Here is a 20676-nt window from a genome sequence, read left to right as displayed (position 1 = left end):
CAGGTAAAGGCGCTTTTCCTTGCGGAGAAAGCGCCTTTTTCAGGGAGAGGGTACGGAGATTATTTTAAGCTGGCTTGGTTGATTTTGCCGGTTTCGGAGAATTTGATTTCTTTCACCAGACTGAATTCCTGTGCTTGCCCGTTAACGAATACGGGTGTCATTTTTTGTGCTTCCAGCCATTGGACCGCGCTGTTGTCGATGCTGAGCGAACCGCTGCTGCGCACGACGCGTACATTGCTGATGTCGCCGTCGGTGCCGATGGTCAGACGCATCGCCACTTTGCCGGTAATCGGGGCTTGCGCTTCAGAAGCCTTTTGGTAGAAGGAGATTCCGTTGGCCATAACGCTTTGGGAAGCAGCCAGTACGGCAAAAGCGGCGAGGGCGGTTAAAGTGCGGCGGATATTCATGATGATGGTCCTTATGAGTTGTTACGTTTGTCGTAATTTTGTTTAAAATATCAGATTCATTATTTTTATAATGAGTTTTTATTCGGGCTTTGGGTCCCGTCAAACAAGTTTCCTTGTTTTGATGAATGCATTTTGCATTTTTATGAGCCGGAGTGCAATAGATAAATGCACGAAAAATGCGATGAACGGTTTTATTTTTAATAGCTGATACTCTAATTGTTGACAAAATAGACAGAATTTCAACTATACGAATCAAATCGGAATATAATTTCTCGATGTGTCAAACGTTTCAAATTATATTAAAAACATGATTTTGGAATTTAATTGTGATATGGCGGAGGATATCGGGGAAAACGCGGTTTGACGGTATATTATTTTATTTTCATAAAATACCGTTTGTCTCTTTTATGCACCGATTGTTTTATTATTGCCACAGTACAACAGCCCGTTTGAAGATTTTTCGTTTCGGAAGGTTGCCGGCCGTAATCCGATATTTGTGGTGCGCCGTTAAAACGGAAGCAGCCAACCGGTATGCGATATGGTGTAGAATCGCAGCATCACGCAGCAGGTCTGCAATACCTGCCGCATACGGTTTCCGCATGGTTGCACAGATTTGAGGAATGGCAATGAAAACCTTGAAATTTACCAAAATGCACGGTTTGGGCAATGATTTTATGGTAATCGACGGCATCAATCAGACGTTCGAGCCGAAAGAAGCGCCGTTGTCGGCGTGGTCGGACCGCTTCAGAGGCGTAGGTTTCGACCAGCTTTTGCTGGTGGAGAGGCCTTCTTCCGAATTGGTGGATTTCCGTTACCGGATTTTTAATGCCGACGGCGGAGAAGTCGGACAATGCGGCAACGGGGCGCGCTGTTTCGTACGTTTCGTTACCGATAAGGGATTGACCGATAAGAAGGAAATTTTGGTGGAAACGGCAGGCGGCGTGATTGTGCCCCGTTTGCTGGATAACGGCTTGGTAACGGTCAATATGGGCCAGCCGCGGTTTATGCCGTCTGAAATACCGTTCGTACCTGATTCGGGGGAGGATTCCGATGCGCTGACCCATATTATTTTGGTCGGTTTGGAGTCGGTGCCGGTCAGTTGTGTGAATATGGGCAACCCGCATGCCGTGATTATCGTGGAAGATACGGAAACTGCGCCTGTGGGGCAGTGGGGCGAGGCCATCGAATCCCACGAGCAGTTTCCCGAACGGGTCAACGTAGGATTTATGCAGATAATCAACCGCCGAGAGATACGGTTGCGTGTTTACGAGCGCGGTACCGGGGAAACCCAGGCCTGCGGTACGGGCGCGTGTGCGGCTGTGGTGGCCGGCGTCCGCCTGGGATTGCTGGATGCGGGCGAGTCCGTCAAAGTGATGCTGCCCGGAGGGGATTTGTTTATCAGTTGGGCGCCTGAAGGCGGCGTGATGATGACCGGTCCGGCAGAAACGGTGTTTGAAGGCGAACTGCAATATTGAATATTAAAAGGCAGATATGGGTTTTGATTTAGCGGCGGCTGTGGTTTATGCAGCCGTCTTTCTGATTGCGGCTTTCCGCGCGGGGATGTTCCAATGGCTTTGGGGCAGCGTGCTGTTATGGTTGGGGTGCGGCATGATCGGCGTGCAGCTTTTGCCGGGCATTTGGGGGATTACCCATCTGGGGCCGCTGTTTTTTCCCCATCTTTATATCACTGCGGCCAGCCTGTTTTTCTTCGTCGATCATTGGAAACGCCGGCCGGAACCTCAGTTGTGGCAGGCTGATTGCAGTCATATCTGGTTGGGTTTGTTTGCTGTCAGCAATGCGGTCATGACTTTGGCTTTCCTGATTCTTGCAGCCGCAGTGTGGTACCACTATCCGGGCGGGGTGAGTACTTTTGCGGCAGTGTCCCTGTTCAATCTGTATGCTTTGAAACCGTCAAACTGGTTTGTGATGCAGGCGGTTATCATGATGGTGTTTTACCTGCACAGGAAAGCGGTTGCGAAACAGGAAGCTTGCTTATTCAGTGCGAAGCAGCTTCAAGCCGGATTGTTTCTGGCCTTGGTTTTCCAGATGGTTACCGTAGTGGCGATGATGCTGGAAGGGCACTATTAACGAATGGTTATAAAGAAAGAAACAATAGCTATTGGTTTTTCAGACGGCCTCGGATTAAGATAATGCCGTCTCGTTTTTACTCAGGAACAGGATTATGAAGATTGCAAACAGTATCACAGAATTAATCGGCAACACGCCTTTGGTCAAATTGAACAATCTGACCAAAGGATTGAAAGCCGAAATCGCCGTCAAATTGGAATTTTTCAATCCGGGCAGCAGTGTGAAAGACCGTATCGCCGAATCGATGATTGAGGCGGCGGAAAAAGCAGGAAAAATCCACAAAGATACCGTAATTGTAGAGGCAACCAGCGGCAATACCGGTATCGGTTTGGCGATGGTATGCGCCGCCCGCGGCTACAAATTGGCGATTACCATGCCGGAGAGTATGAGTAAAGAACGCAAAATGCTGTTGCGCGCATTTGGCGCCGAGCTGATTCTGACACCCGCCGCCGAAGGCATGGGCGGCGCGATTGCCAAAGCACAGGCTTTGGTTGACGAGCATCCCGATACCTATTTCATGCCGCGCCAGTTTGATAACGAAGCCAACCCGCAAATCCACCGCGAAACCACGGCCGAAGAAATTTGGCGCGATACCGACGGCAAAGTCGATATTTTCGTGGCGGGCGTCGGTACGGGCGGTACGATTACCGGCGTGGGCGAAGTGTTGAAACAGCGTAATCCCGCCGTCCAAATCGTAGCGGTCGAGCCGGCGGCTTCACCGGTATTGAGCGGCGGAGAAAAAGGGCCGCATCCGATTCAGGGACTGGGCGCAGGTTTTGTGCCGAGCATCCTGAACACAAAAATTTACGACAGCATTATCCAAGCTCCGAACGAAGCCGCATTTGAAACCGCCCGCGCCATGGCGGAGAAAGAAGGCATTTTGGTCGGTATTTCTTCCGGGGCGGCCGTGTGGAGCGCCTTGCAGTTGGCCAAGCAGCCGGAAAACGAAGGGAAACTGATTGTCGTCCTGATTCCTTCCTACGGCGAACGTTATCTTTCTACTCCGTTGTTTGCCGATTTGGCGTAACTGCATGTCAGGTAGTTTGAAAAGGGCCGTTTCAGACGGCCTTTTTTATAAGCGTTGCGGCAGAATTAAAAAAAACGTTTCGTCAATACTTAGTTGGCATCCCTGATACGTAAAAGTTTATGATGACGCGCTTCGGTTATCGGTTATAATGTGCGGCATACGAGGCCGTCTGAAAATAGTGTTGCAGCCCGACCCTTTTCAGGCAGCGGTTATTTCATCGTTTTGATTATCAACCGAATCCGATTATAATAACGCCCATGAAAAAATATCTCCCCCTCTTATTTATCACTGTCGCCCTTACCGGTTGCGAATCGGTTTACCTGCCTTCTTTGAAAGAAGTGCCCGTGCGTCCCATCAACGTGAAACAAGGCGATACGGCGTCGAAAACACCGGCGGGCAAAACCGGCCAGTCGAATTTCCATCTTGCTTCGAACCACTGGTCCGACGTCTCCAAAATCCGCGATGAAGCGACCCGCCTGAGTTATCAGGTCAGCCAAGGGAAAATGACCAAAGTGCAGGCTGCGCAGTATTTAAACCGTTTCCGTATCCAGTTGGTCGGCCGTAACTCGGTTGACGATAGCATGTATGAAGTGTATCTGCGTTCGGCGGTGGACAGCCAGCGCGGCGAAATTTCGACTTCCCAGTCCAAGCTGTATATTCAAAATGCCCTGCGTGGTTGGCAGCAGCGCTGGAAGAGCATGACCAACAAACCGTCCAATCCTGCGTTTACCAACTTCCTGATGGAAGTGATGAGCATGACGCCGCTGCAATAAATTGTCGTGCCACAAAGAGGCAAGAGGCCGTCTGAAAAAATTCAGACGGCCTCTTTGATTTTGTTTTGTGTCAGTACATCATGATTTCTTGCCGAACAGGTTTTCGGCCGCCTGTCTGGCCCGTTCACGGATGTCCTCCGTAAGATATGCCTTCACTTGGCTGTATACCAAGGTAATCACGGCAATATCGTCGCTGAATCCCAAGGGGCCGAGCATATCGGGTATGCTGTCTATCGGGCTGAAAAAGTATACCAATGCGCCCAAAATAATCATCTTGGCACGTTTGGGTGTATACGGTGATTTGAAAAGAAAATAAAGCGCGTAAAGCTGACGGACGACAGGTTGCCCCAATCTGCCTGCAAAGCGTGCTAATTTTCTTAAAAACCCAGGTTCGTCGAGTTGCCTGCGACGGAAGCTGGGGATGTATTCTTCCGGAGGTGTCGTATTCATCAGAATCCTTTGTTGTGGTACGGGGAGCGTAAACAGTATAGGATGGTTGATTGAAAAGAAATGTAAGTATTTTGAATTTTCGGGCTAAACAGATGCCCGCCGAATCTATTTTTTGAGAATGATTCAGATTATATTAATGATAGCAGGTCAACATCGGTAGAAGGGCGGTATGGTTGAAAAAGGTACGAATAATCAGTCATACGAAGCAGGGCGGACTAATACGATAGATTTAATTTGTCGTATTTTTGTAAAAAAACATGAGATTGTTAACAGATTGCTCTGTTCAAATGCGGCTAAAACGGGTAAATTATGTTTCGTGTAACTTGATGTAGTTTGAGTTGCAGCGGTTTTGAAAAGAAAAAATCTGAGGAACGGACTATGCCTGTCAAATCACGCCCTGTTTTTCTGGAAATCCCGAATATCCGTCTGCCGATACCGGGAATTGTTTCTATCCTGCACCGTATCAGCGGTGTCATTTTGTTTGTAATGCTTCCCGTTTTGCTGTATCTCCTGTCCGGTACGTTGAGCCGCGAGTCTGCGTTTGAAACTTACCGTGCCATCGTTTCCAATCCTTTGGTCAAGTTGATTTTAATCGGCGTGTTATGGGCTTATCTGCACCATCTGCTCGCCGGTGTCCGTTTTTTATTTTTGGATGCACACAAAGGCCTTGAGCTGAATACTGCACGCAATACCGCCAAATTGGTGTTTACTGCTGCGCTGGTGTTGACCGTCGTTTTGGGAGCGTTGTTATGGTAGAACGTAAATTGACCGGTGCCCATTACGGTTTGCGCGATTGGGCGATGCAGCGTGCGACTGCGGTTATCATGTTGATTTATACCGTTGCACTTTTAGTGATTCTGTTTACCTTGCCTAAAGAATATTCGGCTTGGCAGGCATTTTTCGATCAAGTTTGGGTGAAAGTGTTCACCCAGGTCAGCTTTATCGCCGTATTTTTGCACGCTTGGGTGGGTATCCGCGATTTGTGGATGGACTATATCAAACCCTTCGGCGTGCGTTTGTTTTTGCAGGTTGCCACCATCGTTTGGCTGGTCGGCTGCTTGGTGTATTCAATTAAAGTAATTTGGGGGTAAGTATGGGGTTTCCTGTTCGCAAGTTTGATGCCGTGATTGTCGGCGGTGGTGGTGCAGGTTTACGCGCAGCCCTCCAATTATCCAAATCCGGTCTGAATTGTGCCGTTTTGTCTAAAGTGTTCCCGACCCGTTCGCATACCGTAGCGGCGCAGGGCGGTATTTCCGCCTCTTTGGGCAATGTGCAGGAGGACCGTTGGGACTGGCACATGTACGATACCGTGAAAGGTTCCGACTGGTTGGGCGACCAAGATGCGATTGAGTTTATGTGTCGCGCCGCGCCTGAAGCGGTGATTGAGTTGGAACACATGGGTATGCCTTTTGACCGCGTGGAAAGCGGCAAAATTTATCAGCGTCCTTTTGGCGGTCATACTGCCGAACACGGTAAACGCGCGGTAGAACGTGCTTGCGCGGTTGCCGACCGTACCGGTCATGCGATGCTGCATACCCTGTACCAACAAAACGTCCGTGCCAATACACAATTCTTTGTGGAATGGACGGCGCAAGATTTGATTCGTGATGAAAACGGCGACGTCGTCGGTGTGACCGCCATGGAAATGGAAACCGGCGAAGTTTATATTTTCCACGCTAAAGCCGTGATGTTTGCTACCGGTGGCGGCGGCCGTATTTATGCGTCTTCCACCAATGCCTATATGAATACCGGCGACGGTTTGGGCATTTGCGCCCGTGCGGGCATTCCGTTGGAAGATATGGAATTTTGGCAATTCCACCCGACCGGTGTGGCAGGTGCAGGCGTGTTGATTACCGAAGGTGTGCGCGGTGAGGGCGGTATTCTGTTGAATGCCGATGGTGAGCGCTTTATGGAACGCTATGCACCGACCGTAAAAGACTTGGCTTCACGCGACGTAGTTTCCCGCGCAATGGCGATGGAAATCTACGAAGGTCGCGGCTGCGGCAAAAACAAAGACCATGTATTGCTGAAAATCGACCATATCGGTGCCGAAAAAATTATGGAAAAACTGCCGGGTATCCGTGAGATTTCCATTCAGTTTGCTGGTATTGACCCGATTAAAGACCCGATTCCCGTCGTGCCGACTACCCACTACATGATGGGTGGTATTCCGACCAACTATCACGGCGAAGTCGTTGTTCCGCAAGGCGGCGAATATGAAGTGCCGGTGAAAGGTCTGTATGCTGCGGGCGAGTGCGCTTGTGCTTCTGTGCACGGTGCGAACCGTTTGGGTACCAACTCCCTGCTTGACTTGGTGGTGTTTGGTAAAGCTGCCGGCGACAGCATGATTAAATTCATCAAAGAGCAAAGCGATTGGAAACCGCTGCCTGCCGATGCCGGCGAGTTGACCCGCCAACGTATCGAACGCTTGGATAACCAAACCGGCGGCGAAAACGTTGATGCACTGCGCCGCGAGCTGCAACGCTCCGTTCAACTGCATGCCGGCGTGTTCCGTACCGATGAGATTCTGAGCAAAGGCGTTCGAGAAATCATGGCGATTGCCGAACGTGTGAAACGTACTGAAATCAAAGACAAGAGCAAAGTGTGGAATACCGCGCGTATCGAGGCTTTGGAATTGGACAACCTGATTGAAGTGGCGAAAGCGACTTTGGTGTCTGCCGAAGCACGTAAAGAATCACGCGGCGCGCACGCTTCAGACGACCATCCTGAGCGCGATGATGAAAACTGGATGAAACACACGCTGTATCATTCGGATACCAATACCTTGTCCTACAAACCGGTACACACCAAGCCTTTGAGCGTGGAATACATCAAACCGGCCAAGCGCGTTTACTGATGCGTTTTCAGACGGCTTCCGTATCACAAGAGGCCGTCTGAAAATCAAATACACCACCACACTGAACAGCCTGAACCCATAACATAAAACCATCAGGCGGTTTATGAGAAAAGGAACACTTCTCATGGAAAAAATGAGTTTTGAAATTTACCGTTACAATCCGGACGTTGATGCCAAACCATATATGCAACGTTACGAGTTGGAACTGGAACCGACCGACGTAAAACTTTTGGACGCGCTGGTGCGCCTGAAAGCGCAAGACGATACCCTGTCTTTCCGCCGCTCCTGTCGCGAAGGTATTTGTGGGTCGGACGGTATGAACATCAACGGCAAAAACGGCTTGGCATGTTTGACCGATTTGCGCGGTTTGAAGCAGCCTGTGAAAATTCGTCCACTGCCCGGTTTGCCTGTTATCCGCGACCTGATTGTGGACATGACCCAGTTCTTCAAGCAATACCACTCCATCAAGCCTTACGTCGTCAACGACACTCCGATTGATGCCGACAAAGAGCGCCTGCAAACGCAGGAAGAGCGCAAAGAGCTGGACGGTTTGTATGAATGTATTTTGTGCGCCTGTTGTTCGACTGCCTGTCCGTCGTTCTGGTGGAATCCTGACAAATTCGTCGGTCCGTCCGGTTTGCTGAATGCCTACCGCTTCATTGCCGACAGCCGCGATACCATTACCAACGAGCGTTTGGATAATTTGAACGACCCGTATCGTCTGTTCCGCTGCCATACCATCATGAACTGCGTGGACGTCTGTCCTAAACACTTGAATCCGACCCGTGCCATCGGTAAGATTAAAGAAATTATGTTGAAACGAGCCGTTTAAGAAATGATGGTTTTTGACGATATTGCCAAGCGGAAAATCCGTTTTCAAACCCGCCGGGGATTATTGGAATTAGATCTGATTTTCGGCAGGTTTATGGAAAAAGAATTCGAGCATTTGAGCGACGATGAGCTGACCTGTCTGGTGGAGATATTGGCGTTTCAGGACCAAGAGCTTTTGTCCCTGATTAACGGCAGCCGTACCACTGACAAAGCGCACTTGGTTCCGATGCTCGAAAAAATAAGACGGTCATGATCCAACGGGAATCTCCGGAGACAATGGAGGCCGTCTGAAAACGAAAATAATGGGCGGCCGGGCCGCTACTTTTACAAAGGAGTCATCTAAATGTCTGAAAAAACAAAAGTAACCTTGACCGTTTCCGGCTGCGAAACAGAATTACCGGTATTGGACGCGACTTTGGGCCACAATGTCGTCGACATCCGGTCATTGACCAAGTCCACTGGACTATTCGCCTTTGACCCGGGGTTTATGTCCACCGCCAGTTGCGAATCAAAAATCACTTATATCGATGGCGACGAAGGGCTGCTGTATTACCGTGGTTATCCCATCGAACAGCTTGCCGAAAAATCCGACTATCTGGAAGTCTGCTACCTGCTGATTTACGGCGAACTGCCTACGCCCAAGCAAAAAGCGGAATTTGAATGTACCGTGCGCCACCACACCATGGTACACGAACAGCTTACTTGGTTCTTCCGCGGTTTCCGCCGCGACGCGCATCCGATGGCGATGATGGTGGGTGTGGTCGGTGCTCTGTCCGCGTTCTATCAGGACAGTCTGGACATCACTAATCCCGAACACCGCAAAATCGCGATTTACCGCCTGATTTCCAAAATCCCGACCATTGCGGCGATGTGCTACCGCTATTCCAACGGTTTGCCGTTCAATTATCCGAGAAATAACCTCTCTTATTCCGAAAACTTCATGCACATGATGTTCGCGACGCCGTGTGAAGACTACAAACCCAATCCCGTATTGGCACGCGCGCTCGACCGTATCTTTATCCTTCATGCCGACCATGAACAAAACGCATCCACTTCCACCGTGCGGCTGGCCGGTTCTTCCGGCGCGAATCCGTTTGCCTGTATTTCGGCGGGTATCGCCTGTCTGTGGGGCGCTTCGCACGGCGGGGCGAACGAAGCCGTTTTGCTGATGCTGGATGAAATCGGCGACGTGTCGCATGTTGCCGAATATATGGAAGGGGTCAAACAGCGCAAATACCGTCTGATGGGCTTCGGCCACCGCGTGTACCGCAACATGGATCCGCGCGCCAGCATCATGCGCCAAACCTGTTATGAAGTGCTGAAAGAGCTGAACCTTGAAGATAATCCGAAATTCAAGTTGGCGATGGAGCTGGAAAAAATCGCACTGAAAGATCCGTTCTTCGTTGAGCGCAAACTGTATCCGAATGTGGATTTCTATTCCGGTATCGTATTGTCCGCACTCGGCATTCCGACCTCGATGTTTACCGTGATTTTCGCTTTGGCGCGCAGCGTGGGCTGGATTTCACATTGGCATGAAATGATTGGCGATCCTTCGCTGAAAATCGGCCGTCCGCGTCAGCTTTACACCGGTGCACCGCGCCGTGATTTTGTGCCGCCGGAGCAACGCTGATATCCGAATGCCCGACCATCGTAACGAAAGGAAGATGTCGGGCTGTTTGATATTATCAAACAAAAAGTTAAATTGTACCTGTACCGTTGAAAGCCTTGTCGGGCCGAAATACTACAAGCAGTTTCATCCGGAAGGGAGTAGAATGCTATCGTTCGGGGCGGTCGTGCAGGCCGTCTGAAAACAGACGGAGTTCTACTCTTTATTCACATCTTAATTGAAAAGAGCATACGCCATGATGGACGACAAACTCAATTTCTCTTACCTTTTCGGTTCAAACGCTCCCTATATTGAAGAGCTGTACGAACAATTCCTTGAAAATCCCGATTCCGTAGATGAAAAATGGAAGCAGTATTTCAGCGATTTGTCGAAACAGCCCGGTGCAGCCGCAGTCGATGTCGCCCACGGCCCCATCCGCGAATCGTTCGCCAATCTGACCAAGCACAAATCCCCCGCGGCGGGGGGTATGGACGAAACGATGATGAGGAAACAGGTCGGCGTATTGCGCTTGATTTCCGCTTACCGTATACAAGGTGCCGGTGCCGCCCAGCTTGATCCGCTGAAACGTATGCCGCCGCGCAATATCGAAGCCCTCGACCCCAAATTCCACGGATTGAGCGATGCCGACATGGCCGTTCAGTTCAGCATGGGGGAGGGCGATTTCTTCGGCCGCGACAAAATGGCGCTGTCTGACATCGTCAACAATCTGAAACAGACTTATTGCGGCCATCTCGCCCTGGAATACATTTATATCCCGAATACCGAAGAGCGTCGTTGGTTGCGCAATTATTTTGAGAGCGTCCTCTCTACGCCGCAATACAGTGCCGAACAGAAGCGCCGCATCCTGAAAGAACTGACCGCCTCGGAAACGCTGGAACGCTACCTGCATACCAAATACGTCGGTCAAAAACGCTTCGGTATCGAAGGCGGCGAGAGCGTGATTGTCGGGCTGAACTACTTGATTCAGAACGCGGGTAAAGACGGTGTGGAAGAAGTTATCGTCGGTATGGCGCACCGAGGCCGTCTGAATGTGTTGGTTAATTCCTTGGGTAAAAAACCGGGCGATTTGTTTGCCGAATTTGAAGGCCGCGCCGAAATCAAACTGCCCAGCGGCGATGTGAAATACCATATGGGCTTTAGTGCCGATGTCGCTACGCCGAACGGCCCGATGCACGTTTCATTGGCGTTCAACCCGTCCCATCTGGAAATCGTCAATCCCGTAGTCGAAGGTTCGGCGCGCGCCAAACAGGGCCGCCACGGTGAGAACGGCCGCGATAAAGTGTTGCCCGTATTGATTCACGGCGATTCTGCATTTGTCGGCTTGGGTGTCAACCAGGCAACGTTTAATTTGTCCAAAACACGCGGCTACACCACCGGCGGTACGGTTCACATCGTTATCAACAACCAAATCGGCTTTACCACATCCGACCTGCGCGACACCCGCTCAACGGTGCATTGTACCGACGTGGCGAAAATGGTTTCCGCTCCGGTTATCCACGTCAACGGCGACGACCCTGAACGCGTATGTTTCGCTATCCAGGCCGCGCTGGATTACCGTAAGAAATTCCATAAAGACATTGTGGTCGATGTGGTCTGCTTCCGAAAATGGGGCCATAACGAAGGCGACGACCCGACATTGACCCAGCCGATGATGTACAAAAAAGTATCGCAGCATCCGGGGACGCGCGCACTGTATGTCGAAAAACTGGTTGCGGAAGGTATCGTAACCGAGGCGGAGGCAGACGGTTATGTACAGGCTTATCGCGATGCGTTGGACAAAGGCGAACATGTCGAGCAGACAACTTTGAGCAGCTTCAGGCATACCCAAGTCGATTGGAGCAAATACCAAGGCAAAGACTGGCGCGAAAGCGTCGAAACCAGCCTGCCTGCTGCCGACATCGAGCGTCTTGCCGAAAAATTCACCGCCGTTCCCGAAGGCTTTTCCCTGCATCCGACGGCGAAGCGTGTGATCGAAGCGCGAAAAGGCATGGCTGCGGGCAGTCAGCCGATTGACTGGGGTATGGCGGAAACCCTCGCATACGCCAACTTGGTGACCAAAGGTCATGGCGTGCGCATTTCCGGCGAAGATTCCGGACGCGGTACGTTCTCGCACCGCCATGCCGTGTTGCACGATCAAAACCGCGAAAAATGGGACGACGGTGCCTATGTGCCGCTGCGCAATATGGGCGACAGTGCCGCCGACTTCCTCGTCATCGACTCTATCCTGAATGAAGAAGCAGTGATGGCATACGAATACGGTTATGCCTGCTCAGCACCCGACAAACTGACCATTTGGGAAGCGCAGTTCGGCGATTTTGCCAACGGCGCGCAAGTGACCATCGACCAGTTCCTGTCGTCCGGCGAAACCAAGTGGGGCCGTCTCTGCGGTCTGACCACCATCCTGCCGCACGGCTATGACGGTCAGGGTCCGGAGCATTCTTCCGGCCGCGTAGAACGCTGGTTGCAACTGTGTTCCGAACACAATATGCAAGTTATCATGCCGTCTGAAGCGTCGCAGATGTTCCATCTGCTGCAACGCCAAGTCTTGGGTTCGTACCGCAAACCGCTGGTGATTTTCATGTCCAAACGCCTGTTGCGCTTCAAAGGCGCGATGAGCCCGCTGGAAAACTTTACCGAAGGTTCGCGCTTCCGCCCCGTTATCGGCGATACCGCCGAGCGTGGCAACAATGAAAGCGTGAAACGCGTGATTCTTTGCGCCGGACAGGTTTACTACGATTTGGAAGCAGGCCGCGCCGAGCGCAAACTGGAAAACGATGTCGCCATCGTCCGCGTCGAGCAGCTTTATCCGTTCCCATACGACGAGGTGCGCGCGGAGTTGGCGAAATATCCGAACGCGAAATCCGTGGTTTGGGCACAAGAAGAGCCGAAAAACCAAGGCGCGTTCTACCAAATCCGCCACCGCTTGGAAGACGTTATCGGCGAAAGCCAAAAACTGTCTTATGCCGGTCGTCCGAGCAGCGCATCGCCAGCCGTCGGCTATATGAGCAAACACGTCGCCCAGCTGAAACAACTGGTTGAAGACGCAATGACGCTGTAACGCAATACGGTGCGGCGTTCCGAATGAAACACTTCAGACGGGACGCCCGCCAAACAAAAGAGATAACACACAACAGGTCGTCTGAAAAACAACGACCATCCGGAGACACAAAATGATTATTGATGTAAAAGTACCCATGCTGTCCGAAAGCGTATCTGAAGGCACGCTCTTGGAATGGAAGAAAAAAGTCGGCGAAGCCGTAGCGCGCGACGAAATCCTGATTGACATCGAAACCGACAAAGTGGTTTTGGAAGTACCTTCCCCACAAGCCGGCGTATTGGTTGAAATCATTGCTCAAAACGGCGAAACCGTTGCCGCCGAGCAAGTGTTGGCACGTATCGACACCGCTGCTACCGCTTCCGCTTCTGCTGAAGCCTCAGCCGCCGCGCCTGCGCCTGAAGCCGCTCCCGCCGCTGCGCAAACCAATGCCGCCATGCCTGCCGCCGCCAAACTGGCAGCCGAAACCGGCGTGGATGTGAACGCGCTGCAAGGTTCCGGTCGCGACGGTCGTGTCTTGAAAGAAGACGTGCAAAACGCCGCCGCCAAACCTGCTGCTGCACCCGCTGTTGCGCCAGCCCCTGTTCCGGCGGGCGCACGTCCGGAACAACGCGTTCCGATGAGCCGCCTGCGCGCCCGCGTTGCCGAGCGTCTCTTGGCTTCGCAACAAGAAAATGCGATTCTGACTACGTTCAACGAAGTCAACATGAAACCCATCATGGACTTGCGTGCGAAATACAAAGAAAAATTCGAGAAAGAACACGGTACCAAACTCGGCTTCATGTCTTTCTTTGTCAAAGCAGCCGTTGCTGCGCTGAAAAAATATCCGGTGGTCAATGCCTCCGTTGACGGCAACGACATCGTTTATCACGGTTACTTCGACATCGGTATCGCCATCGGCAGCCCGCGCGGTTTGGTCGTGCCGATTCTGCGTGATGCCGACCAAATGAGCATTGCCGACATCGAACAAGCCATTGTCGATTACGCCAAAAAAGCCAAAGACGGCAAAATCGCGCTGGAAGATTTGACCGGCGGTACGTTCAGCATTACCAACGGCGGTACGTTCGGTTCCATGATGTCCACTCCGATTATCAATCCGCCACAATCCGCCATTTTGGGTATGCACGCGACCAAAGAGCGCGCAGTCGTGGAAAACGGTCAAGTCGTCGTCCGTCCGATGATGTATCTGGCGCTCTCTTACGACCACCGCATCATCGACGGCCGCGAAGCCGTGCTGACTTTGGTTGCCATCAAAGACGCGCTGGAAGATCCGGCACGCCTGTTGTTGGACCTGTAAACGCCGCTAAAGGGATAGAAAGCGGATAAAAACAAAGCAGTTTGAAATCGGGCTGCTTACTGGTTTTCAGACGACCTTGAAACGAAAAAAGGTCGTCTGAAAACGGCGGGATATGTGAAATCTAAGGGAGGAAGTTTGTTGCTGCCATTTGCCGTGCAGAAGCAAACGGTTGAAAATCCATTAGGAGCGTATCCATGAAACCCATTTCCCTGTTTCCGCTTTTGGCTGTCGTTTCCCTGCTTGGCGCGTGTGCCGCATTCGAAGGCAAGGAATATTCCGTCAACGCCTACGACGCGCGCGGTAGAATGTTGAACAAGCGTTTTGAAATGGACAGCAACAAAGCAGGCATTCCCGTCGCCCGCAGCGTTTTGTGCAAACGCTATCCGCACGCTACCGTCCGCGTTTACAACAATTTCACCGGACACGAAGTCAGGGAATACAGCCCGCATTCCTGCCGCCGCTGATGCGTCCGAACCAATCGGGCTGAAATTTCAAAAGGTCGTGCCTGCGGGCAGGCTTCGCACTCTGAAAAAGGCAGAATGAGTTTTAACTGCGTTGAAGCCGCGCTTTCAGACGACCTCTTATGCAAAATATAGTGGATGAACTTTAAATCAGGAGAAGGCGACGAAGCCGCAGACAGTACAGATAGTACGGCAAGGCGAGGCAACGCTGTACTGGTTTAAAGTTAATCCACTATACCGCTGCCGAAGGTTTCCCTGCGGCAATTATGTCAAACAAAGGATTTTTCACATGTCTCAATACGATGTAGTAGTCATCGGCGCAGGCCCCGGCGGATACGTTGCCGCCATCCGCGCCGCCCAACTGGGTTTCAAAACCGCCTGTGTCGATGCAGGCGTCAACAAAGCAGGCGATGCGCCCGCGCTGGGCGGCACCTGCCTGAACGTCGGCTGCATTCCTTCCAAAGCCCTGTTGCAATCCAGCGAACATTTCCATGCCGCGCAGCATGATTTTGCCGAACACGGCATCAGCGTCGGCGACATCAAATTTGACGCGGCGAAAATGATTGCGCGCAAAGACGCCATCGTTACCAAACTCACCGGCGGCGTGAAATTCCTGTTCCAAAAAAACAAAGTAACCAGCCTGTTCGGTACGGCTTCATTTGCCGGAAAAAACGGCGATGCCTACCAAATCGAAGTCGATAACAAAGGCGAAAAAACCGTTATCGAAACCAAACACGTCATCGTAGCAACCGGTTCCGTGCCGCGTCCGCTGCCGCAGGTTGACATTGACAATGTAAACGTATTGGACAACGAAGGCGCATTGAACCTGACCGAAGTGCCTGCCAAACTCGGCGTCATCGGTTCGGGCGTGATTGGTTTGGAAATGGGTTCGGTGTGGAACCGCGTCGGTTCGCAAGTCACCATCCTTGAAGCCATGCCGACCTTCCTTGCCGCCGCCGACCAGCAAATCGCCAAAGAAGCCTTCAAATACTTCACCAAAGAGCAGGGCTTGAACATCGAGCTGGGCGTGAAAATCGGCGACATTAAATCTGAAGGCAAAGGCGTGTCCGTTGCCTTTCAAACTGCCGCAGGCGAAGCCAAAACCGAAGTTTTCGACAAACTCATCGTCGCCATCGGTCGTATTCCGAATACTAAAGGTCTGAATGCCGAAGCCGTCGGCTTGGAAAAAGACGAGCGCGGCTTTATCAAAGTGGACGGCGAATGCCGTACCAACCTGCCTAATGTCTGGGCAATCGGCGATGTGGTTCGCGGCCCGATGCTGGCACACAAAGCCAGCGACGAAGGCGTGGCGGTTGCCGAGCGTATCGCCGGTCAGAAACCGCATATCGACTTCAACAGCGTACCGTTCGTGATTTACACCGACCCCGAAATCGCTTGGGTCGGTAAAACCGAAGAGCAGCTCAAAGCCGAAGGTGTGGAATACAAAAAAGGCATTTCCGGCTTCGGCGCAAACGGCCGCGCGTTGGCGATGGGCAAAGCCAAAGGTACGGTCAAAGTGTTGGCGGATGCCAAAACCGACCGCATTTTGGGCGTACACATGATCGGTCCGGTTGTCAGCGAATTGGTTACTGAAGGCGTCACTGCGCTCGAATTCTTCGCCAGCAGCGAAGACATCGCCCGCATCATCCATGCCCATCCGACCTTGTCCGAAGTGGTTCACGAAGCCGCACTGGCCGCCGACAAACGCGCTTTGCACGGCTGATAAGGTCAAGTAAAGCATAAAAGGTCGTCTGAAACTTTTTCAGACGACCTTTTCGGAAAGATGAATGTTCGGAAGCAATGTTCCGATAGGTATAGAGAGAAAATAGGGCATATCAGTTGCCATTGTTCCCTTACCGGAATGACGATTTAAGCAGAATCTACTATATAATCGGCGACACATTCACAGACAGCATTTGATTATGAATAAAGAAGTAATCGGTATCTTGTTCATACCGATGGGCATCATCAGCATGTGTATGGCCGCGTTGTGGCAGATGTATGTGATGATGACCGAAACTTATACGCTCAACCGCTTCAAAGACAAAGAATTGGTTTGGCGCGTGGCATTGTTGTTTATCAGTTTCAGCCTTGCCGTTTACCTGCTCTGCCCGAATTCGCGTAAAAAAGGCATCGTCTTTTTTATCCTCGGGGGCGGCGGCGCAATCATGTATCTGCTTGCGCGGATGTGGTTGCCGTTCAGCAAGTGAAACGACGATTTTCCGACCGCCGAAAGGTCGTCTGAAACGCACGGGGTTGTCATTTATGGGCAGTCTCAGGGCATTCCACTAATCTAAAGGAGAAATCCATGAATCTACACGAGTATCAGGCTAAAGAACTGCTGGCAAGCTACGGCTTGCCCGTGCAAGGCGGTATTTTGGCGCACAACGGCGAAGAAGCCGCAGCCGCTTACGACAAACTGGGCGGCAAATTTGCCGTCGTTAAAGCCCAAGTCCACGCAGGCGGACGCGGTAAAGCGGGCGGCGTAAAAGTCGTCAAAAGCCGTGAAGAAGCCAAAGAAGTGGCAGAAAGCCTGATTGGCACCAATTTGGTTACTTATCAAACCGATGCCAACGGTCAGCCGGTCAACAGCGTTTTGGTTTGCGAAGACATGTATCCGGTGCAAACCGAGCTGTATTTGGGCGCGGTGGTCGACCGTTCTACCCGTCGCATCACATTCATGGCTTCGACCGAAGGCGGTGTGGAAATCGAAAAAGTTGCCGCTGAAACCCCTGAAAAAATCTTCAAAGTAACCGTTGACCCGCTGGTCGGCCTGCAACCCTGCCAAGCGCGTGAAGTTGCGTTCCAACTGGGCTTGAAAGACAAACAAATCAACGAGTTCGTCAAACTGATGACCGGCGCGTACAAAGCGTTTGTTGAAAATGACTTCGCCCTGTTTGAAGTGAACCCGCTGGCAGTTCGAGAAAACGGCGCGCTCGCCTGCGTGGATGGCAAAATCGGTATCGACAGCAACGCCCTCTACCGCCTGCCGAAAATCGCCGAATTGCGCGATAAATCCCAAGAAAACGAACGCGAGCTGAAAGCCTCCGAATTCGACCTGAACTACGTTGCGCTGGAAGGCAACATCGGCTGTATGGTGAACGGCGCAGGTTTGGCGATGGCGACCATGGACATCATCAAACTGAAAGGCGGCCAACCTGCCAACTTCTTGGACGTAGGCGGCGGCGCGACCAAAGAGCGCGTAGTTGAAGCGTTTAAACTGATTCTCGAAGACAAATCCGTCAAAGGCGTATTGATCAACATCTTCGGCGGTATCGTCCGTTGCGACATGATTGCGGAAGCCATCGTGGCAGCCGTTAAAGAAATCAACGTTGACGTGCCTGTCGTTGTCCGTCTGGAAGGCAACAATGCCGAACTCGGCGCGAAAATCCTGAACGAATCAGGTCTGAAACTGACTTCCGCCGACGGCCTGAATGACGCAGCCGAAAAAATTGTCGCAGCCGTAAACGCCTAAGGAGAAAAGAATGAGCGTATTGATTAATAAAGACACCAAAGTATTGGTTCAAGGTTTCACCGGTAAAAACGGTACTTTCCACTCCGAACAAGCTCTGGCTTACGGCACTAAAGTTGTCGGCGGCGTGACTCCGGGCAAAGGCGGTCAAACCCACCTGAACCTGCCCGTGTTCAACACCATGAAAGAAGCGGTTAAAGAAACCGGCGCGGACGCATCCGTAATTTACGTTCCCGCTCCGTTTGTATTGGACTCTATCGTTGAAGCGGTTGATTCCGGCGTAGGATTGGTCGTTGTGATTACCGAAGGCGTTCCGACTCTGGACATGCTCAAAGCCAAACGCTACTTGGAAACCAACGGCAACGGCACACGTTTGGTCGGCCCTAACTGCCCGGGCGTGATTACTCCGGGCGAGTGTAAAATCGGCATTATGCCGGGCCACATCCACACTCCCGGCCGCATCGGCATCATTTCCCGTTCCGGTACATTGACTTACGAAGCCGTGGCACAAACCACCAAACTGGGCTTGGGTCAATCAACCTGTATCGGTATCGGCGGCGACCCGATTCCGGGCATGAACCAAATCGACGCGCTGAAACTCTTCCAAGAAGACTCCGATACCGACGCCATCATCATGATCGGTGAAATCGGCGGTACTGCGGAAGAAGAAGCAGCCGAATACATTCAATCCAACGTAACCAAACCTGTTGTCGGCTACATCGCAGGTGTGACCGCTCCTAAAGGCAAACGCATGGGCCACGCCGGTGCGATTATCTCCGGCGGCAAAGGTACTGCGGAAGAAAAATTCGCCGCTTTCGAAAAAGCCGGCATCGCTTACACCCGCAGCCCTGCCGAATTGGGCAGCACCATGCTGGAAGTGTTGAAAGCAAAAGGCTTGGCGTAAATGTTTTGAGCTAATCTATAATGAGTAAGGCCGTCTGAAGGGGGTAAACCTTTTTCGGACGGTTTTTTATAAAAATTTCGAAATGTTTTAATTCGATAATACGCTTGTCGGAGGCGGGAGATATTCTTATACTGGCCGTTCGTGAATGTATTTATCAATATGGCCGATGGTAACGGCCGGACATCTAGGAGAGAATTATGGGCAAACAGGATTTTGAAGCGCGTCGGGATGCGTTGTTGCAGGACATCCGTTCTATGATGGACGATGTGCAGGAGCTGTACGACAACAGTGTCGAAGAAGGCACGAAAGAGGCGAAGGAAGCTAAAGCGAAATTGCAGGTCAAGCTGGATGCGGCTAAGGAAAAACTGGGCCGTTTTGAAGAAGAGGCCGCCAAACGTGTGAAATATCATGCGGAGCAGGCCAAAGAGCGGTTTGCGGAGTTTGGCGAAGAAGCCGGCGAACGTTTCAAACGCGGTAAGGAATGCTTCGACCGCTTTGAAGAGGAAGCCGCGGAGCGGGTTAAACACCGTGCGCGTCAGGCTGACGAAGCGGTACGCGAGAAACCTTATTATGCAATGGGCTTTGCCGCACTGGCCGGCTTGGTAGTAGGCGTATTGCTGAACCGCCGTTAATGATGTAGGTGAGAGGCCGTCTGAAAAGTTTTCAGACGGCATTTCTGTCCTTACCGTGCGAGGGGGTGAAAGATGGGCATCAGGCAGAACATCGAGCAGACGAAATTCTTGTTTAACCAAGGTATCGATTTGTTGCTGCTGCGCTTGCAGGTGTTGAACCTGGATTTGGCCGAGCAGGCCGGAAACGTGTTGCGCGCGGCAGTGTGGCTGGTGTTGGCGGCGGTATTGCTGTTTGTCGGCCTGATCAGCGCGCTGTTCGGCTTAAACAGAATATTGGACGACACGGCGGCGGTGTGGGTGTTTTTCGGTATCGCCGCATTCTGCCTGTTGGTGATTGCGGCGGCGGGGCGTGCGGTCATTGAAAACTGGCGCGGACAAAATAACCGGATTTCTGAAACTTTACGCGATATTCAGACCGATATTGCCTATCTGCGCGGAGAAACGGGGATAGAGGCTGCTGGCGGAAAAGGAGAAGGCGATGAATAGGGAGGCGCAACAGACCAGAGAACTTTTACAGTTGGAAATCAAACTGATACGCCTGAAAATTGCCGCGGCGCACCTTAAGCGGCAAAAGTCGGAAGAGAAGCGGCGCAATCGGCAGGAACCGCTGTTTAGATTGCTTGATTTGGGCAGCGAACTGGCTACGGGCGAGTTGTTGCAAAAGGTTGCCGGATTGCCGGTCAGCCGGAAATATCGATTCGGTACGCTGGCGGCCCTGCTGGCCGTACAGGTGTTGCAAAACGGTATAAAGCGCGATAAATAATAATCCTTATCAAGTTGAAAACATTGTCTGAA

At 51.7% G+C, this 20676-nt stretch carries 22 protein-coding genes; 20 read left to right on the top strand and 2 right to left on the bottom strand.

Translation table 11 applies throughout. The features are described from left to right. Nucleotides 1-59: 59 nt before the first annotated feature. Nucleotides 60-407: an energy transducer TonB gene (locus ACI43T_RS05460; RefSeq protein WP_314765391.1), complete on the bottom strand. Its 348-nt coding sequence runs from the start codon at nt 405-407 to the stop codon at nt 60-62. A gap of 626 nt (nt 408-1033) precedes the next feature. Between ACI43T_RS05460 and dapF the strand changes: the two genes are divergently transcribed. The 4 genes from dapF to ACI43T_RS05440 all read left to right on the top strand — a co-directional run bounded on the left by dapF (nt 1034) and on the right by ACI43T_RS05440 (nt 4295). Then, on the top strand, nt 1034-1882 hold the full coding sequence (gene dapF, locus ACI43T_RS05455) for a diaminopimelate epimerase (protein WP_293276476.1): 849 nt from the start codon (nt 1034-1036) through the stop codon (nt 1880-1882). Nucleotides 1883-1898: 16 nt separating this feature from the next. Continuing rightward, complete coding sequence (locus ACI43T_RS05450) at nt 1899-2495, top strand: hypothetical protein (protein WP_405385759.1); 597 nt, start codon at nt 1899-1901, stop codon at nt 2493-2495. A gap of 94 nt (nt 2496-2589) precedes the next feature. Further along, nucleotides 2590-3522 carry a cysteine synthase A gene (gene cysK, locus ACI43T_RS05445; RefSeq protein WP_009173968.1) on the top strand — a complete coding sequence of 311 codons (933 nt, stop codon included), beginning with the start codon at nt 2590-2592 and terminating at the stop codon, nt 3520-3522. Between the two features lie 248 nt (nt 3523-3770). After that, the gene (locus ACI43T_RS05440; RefSeq protein ID WP_372338358.1) at nt 3771-4295 is read left to right on the top strand and encodes a prokaryotic membrane lipolipid attachment site family protein; all 525 of its coding nucleotides are present in this window, start codon (nt 3771-3773) and stop codon (nt 4293-4295) included. A gap of 78 nt (nt 4296-4373) precedes the next feature. Here ACI43T_RS05440 and ACI43T_RS05435 read toward each other — a convergent pair whose 3' ends face one another. Then, nucleotides 4374-4745 carry a YkvA family protein gene (locus ACI43T_RS05435; RefSeq protein ID WP_293276479.1) on the bottom strand — a complete coding sequence of 124 codons (372 nt, stop codon included), beginning with the start codon at nt 4743-4745 and terminating at the stop codon, nt 4374-4376. A 378-nt stretch (nt 4746-5123) separates the two neighbouring features. Between ACI43T_RS05435 and sdhC the strand changes: the two genes are divergently transcribed. The 16 genes from sdhC to ACI43T_RS05355 all read left to right on the top strand — a co-directional run bounded on the left by sdhC (nt 5124) and on the right by ACI43T_RS05355 (nt 20644). Next, nucleotides 5124-5501 carry a succinate dehydrogenase, cytochrome b556 subunit gene (gene sdhC / locus ACI43T_RS05430; protein WP_377080622.1) on the top strand — a complete coding sequence of 126 codons (378 nt, stop codon included), beginning with the start codon at nt 5124-5126 and terminating at the stop codon, nt 5499-5501. Continuing rightward, complete coding sequence (gene sdhD, locus ACI43T_RS05425; RefSeq protein ID WP_003755562.1) at nt 5495-5836, top strand: succinate dehydrogenase, hydrophobic membrane anchor protein; 342 nt, start codon at nt 5495-5497, stop codon at nt 5834-5836. Before sdhC ends, sdhD begins: the two co-directional genes overlap by 7 nt. Before the next feature lie 2 nt (nt 5837-5838). Further along, complete coding sequence (sdhA, locus tag ACI43T_RS05420; RefSeq protein ID WP_049226518.1) at nt 5839-7602, top strand: succinate dehydrogenase flavoprotein subunit; 1764 nt, start codon at nt 5839-5841, stop codon at nt 7600-7602. A 124-nt stretch (nt 7603-7726) separates the two neighbouring features. After that, entirely contained in the window at nt 7727-8434 is a 708-nt protein-coding gene (locus ACI43T_RS05415) for a succinate dehydrogenase iron-sulfur subunit (protein ID WP_405385758.1), read from the top strand. 3 nt (nt 8435-8437) lie between these two features. Then, nucleotides 8438-8686, top strand: coding sequence for an FAD assembly factor SdhE (locus ACI43T_RS05410; RefSeq protein WP_009173964.1), 249 nt, complete (start codon nt 8438-8440; stop codon nt 8684-8686). A gap of 90 nt (nt 8687-8776) precedes the next feature. After that, nucleotides 8777-10063, top strand: coding sequence for a citrate synthase (gene gltA, locus ACI43T_RS05405; RefSeq protein ID WP_297954099.1), 1287 nt, complete (start codon nt 8777-8779; stop codon nt 10061-10063). A gap of 232 nt (nt 10064-10295) precedes the next feature. Next, nucleotides 10296-13118, top strand: coding sequence for a 2-oxoglutarate dehydrogenase E1 component (locus ACI43T_RS05400; RefSeq protein WP_405385757.1), 2823 nt, complete (start codon nt 10296-10298; stop codon nt 13116-13118). A 112-nt stretch (nt 13119-13230) separates the two neighbouring features. Beyond that, entirely contained in the window at nt 13231-14412 is a 1182-nt protein-coding gene (gene odhB, locus ACI43T_RS05395; protein ID WP_070681628.1) for a 2-oxoglutarate dehydrogenase complex dihydrolipoyllysine-residue succinyltransferase, read from the top strand. Nucleotides 14413-14606: 194 nt separating this feature from the next. Then, nucleotides 14607-14876 carry a hypothetical protein gene (locus ACI43T_RS05390; RefSeq protein WP_003741785.1) on the top strand — a complete coding sequence of 90 codons (270 nt, stop codon included), beginning with the start codon at nt 14607-14609 and terminating at the stop codon, nt 14874-14876. Nucleotides 14877-15162: 286 nt separating this feature from the next. Further along, nucleotides 15163-16596, top strand: a complete 1434-nt coding sequence (lpdA, locus tag ACI43T_RS05385) for a dihydrolipoyl dehydrogenase (RefSeq protein ID WP_377081237.1) — start codon at nt 15163-15165, stop codon at nt 16594-16596. Between the two features lie 199 nt (nt 16597-16795). Next, nucleotides 16796-17083: a hypothetical protein gene (locus tag ACI43T_RS05380; protein ID WP_003755543.1), complete on the top strand. Its 288-nt coding sequence runs from the start codon at nt 16796-16798 to the stop codon at nt 17081-17083. Between the two features lie 98 nt (nt 17084-17181). After that, the gene (gene sucC, locus ACI43T_RS05375; RefSeq protein ID WP_070496245.1) at nt 17182-18348 is read left to right on the top strand and encodes an ADP-forming succinate--CoA ligase subunit beta; all 1167 of its coding nucleotides are present in this window, start codon (nt 17182-17184) and stop codon (nt 18346-18348) included. Between the two features lie 10 nt (nt 18349-18358). Beyond that, nucleotides 18359-19249: a succinate--CoA ligase subunit alpha gene (gene sucD / locus ACI43T_RS05370; RefSeq protein ID WP_314107726.1), complete on the top strand. Its 891-nt coding sequence runs from the start codon at nt 18359-18361 to the stop codon at nt 19247-19249. A gap of 197 nt (nt 19250-19446) precedes the next feature. Beyond that, nucleotides 19447-19881: a DUF883 family protein gene (locus ACI43T_RS05365; RefSeq protein WP_009173957.1), complete on the top strand. Its 435-nt coding sequence runs from the start codon at nt 19447-19449 to the stop codon at nt 19879-19881. Nucleotides 19882-19953: 72 nt separating this feature from the next. Further along, a complete protein-coding gene (locus ACI43T_RS05360) occupies nt 19954-20367 on the top strand; it encodes a phage holin family protein (protein WP_405385756.1) in 414 nt (137 codons plus the stop codon). Further along, nucleotides 20360-20644: a hypothetical protein gene (locus ACI43T_RS05355; protein WP_405385754.1), complete on the top strand. Its 285-nt coding sequence runs from the start codon at nt 20360-20362 to the stop codon at nt 20642-20644. The genes ACI43T_RS05360 and ACI43T_RS05355 overlap by 8 nt, the downstream gene beginning before the upstream one ends. Nucleotides 20645-20676: the final 32 nt, after the last annotated feature.

Source organism: Neisseria oralis, from assembly GCF_045062685.1.
Taxonomy (GTDB): domain Bacteria; phylum Pseudomonadota; class Gammaproteobacteria; order Burkholderiales; family Neisseriaceae; genus Neisseria; species Neisseria oralis.
This window is presented reverse-complemented; position numbering and strand designations above follow the sequence as displayed.

Excerpts from the sequence above, each read along its gene's own strand:
- ACI43T_RS05460 (WP_314765391.1), bottom strand. The coding sequence starts at position 407 with ATGAATATCCGCCGCACTTTAACCGCCCTCGCCGCTTTTGCCGTACTG.
- dapF (WP_293276476.1), top strand. The coding sequence starts at position 1,034 with ATGAAAACCTTGAAATTTACCAAAATGCACGGTTTGGGCAATGATTTT.
- ACI43T_RS05450 (WP_405385759.1), top strand. The coding sequence starts at position 1,899 with ATGGGTTTTGATTTAGCGGCGGCTGTGGTTTATGCAGCCGTCTTTCTG.
- cysK (WP_009173968.1), top strand. The coding sequence starts at position 2,590 with ATGAAGATTGCAAACAGTATCACAGAATTAATCGGCAACACGCCTTTG.
- ACI43T_RS05435 (WP_293276479.1), bottom strand. The coding sequence starts at position 4,745 with ATGAATACGACACCTCCGGAAGAATACATCCCCAGCTTCCGTCGCAGG.
- sdhC (WP_377080622.1), top strand. The coding sequence starts at position 5,124 with ATGCCTGTCAAATCACGCCCTGTTTTTCTGGAAATCCCGAATATCCGT.
- sdhD (WP_003755562.1), top strand. The coding sequence starts at position 5,495 with ATGGTAGAACGTAAATTGACCGGTGCCCATTACGGTTTGCGCGATTGG.
- sdhA (WP_049226518.1), top strand. The coding sequence starts at position 5,839 with ATGGGGTTTCCTGTTCGCAAGTTTGATGCCGTGATTGTCGGCGGTGGT.
- ACI43T_RS05415 (WP_405385758.1), top strand. The coding sequence starts at position 7,727 with ATGGAAAAAATGAGTTTTGAAATTTACCGTTACAATCCGGACGTTGAT.
- ACI43T_RS05410 (WP_009173964.1), top strand. The coding sequence starts at position 8,438 with ATGATGGTTTTTGACGATATTGCCAAGCGGAAAATCCGTTTTCAAACC.
- gltA (WP_297954099.1), top strand. The coding sequence starts at position 8,777 with ATGTCTGAAAAAACAAAAGTAACCTTGACCGTTTCCGGCTGCGAAACA.
- ACI43T_RS05400 (WP_405385757.1), top strand. The coding sequence starts at position 10,296 with ATGATGGACGACAAACTCAATTTCTCTTACCTTTTCGGTTCAAACGCT.
- odhB (WP_070681628.1), top strand. The coding sequence starts at position 13,231 with ATGATTATTGATGTAAAAGTACCCATGCTGTCCGAAAGCGTATCTGAA.
- ACI43T_RS05390 (WP_003741785.1), top strand. The coding sequence starts at position 14,607 with ATGAAACCCATTTCCCTGTTTCCGCTTTTGGCTGTCGTTTCCCTGCTT.
- lpdA (WP_377081237.1), top strand. The coding sequence starts at position 15,163 with ATGTCTCAATACGATGTAGTAGTCATCGGCGCAGGCCCCGGCGGATAC.
- ACI43T_RS05380 (WP_003755543.1), top strand. The coding sequence starts at position 16,796 with ATGAATAAAGAAGTAATCGGTATCTTGTTCATACCGATGGGCATCATC.
- sucC (WP_070496245.1), top strand. The coding sequence starts at position 17,182 with ATGAATCTACACGAGTATCAGGCTAAAGAACTGCTGGCAAGCTACGGC.
- sucD (WP_314107726.1), top strand. The coding sequence starts at position 18,359 with ATGAGCGTATTGATTAATAAAGACACCAAAGTATTGGTTCAAGGTTTC.
- ACI43T_RS05365 (WP_009173957.1), top strand. The coding sequence starts at position 19,447 with ATGGGCAAACAGGATTTTGAAGCGCGTCGGGATGCGTTGTTGCAGGAC.
- ACI43T_RS05360 (WP_405385756.1), top strand. The coding sequence starts at position 19,954 with ATGGGCATCAGGCAGAACATCGAGCAGACGAAATTCTTGTTTAACCAA.
- ACI43T_RS05355 (WP_405385754.1), top strand. The coding sequence starts at position 20,360 with ATGAATAGGGAGGCGCAACAGACCAGAGAACTTTTACAGTTGGAAATC.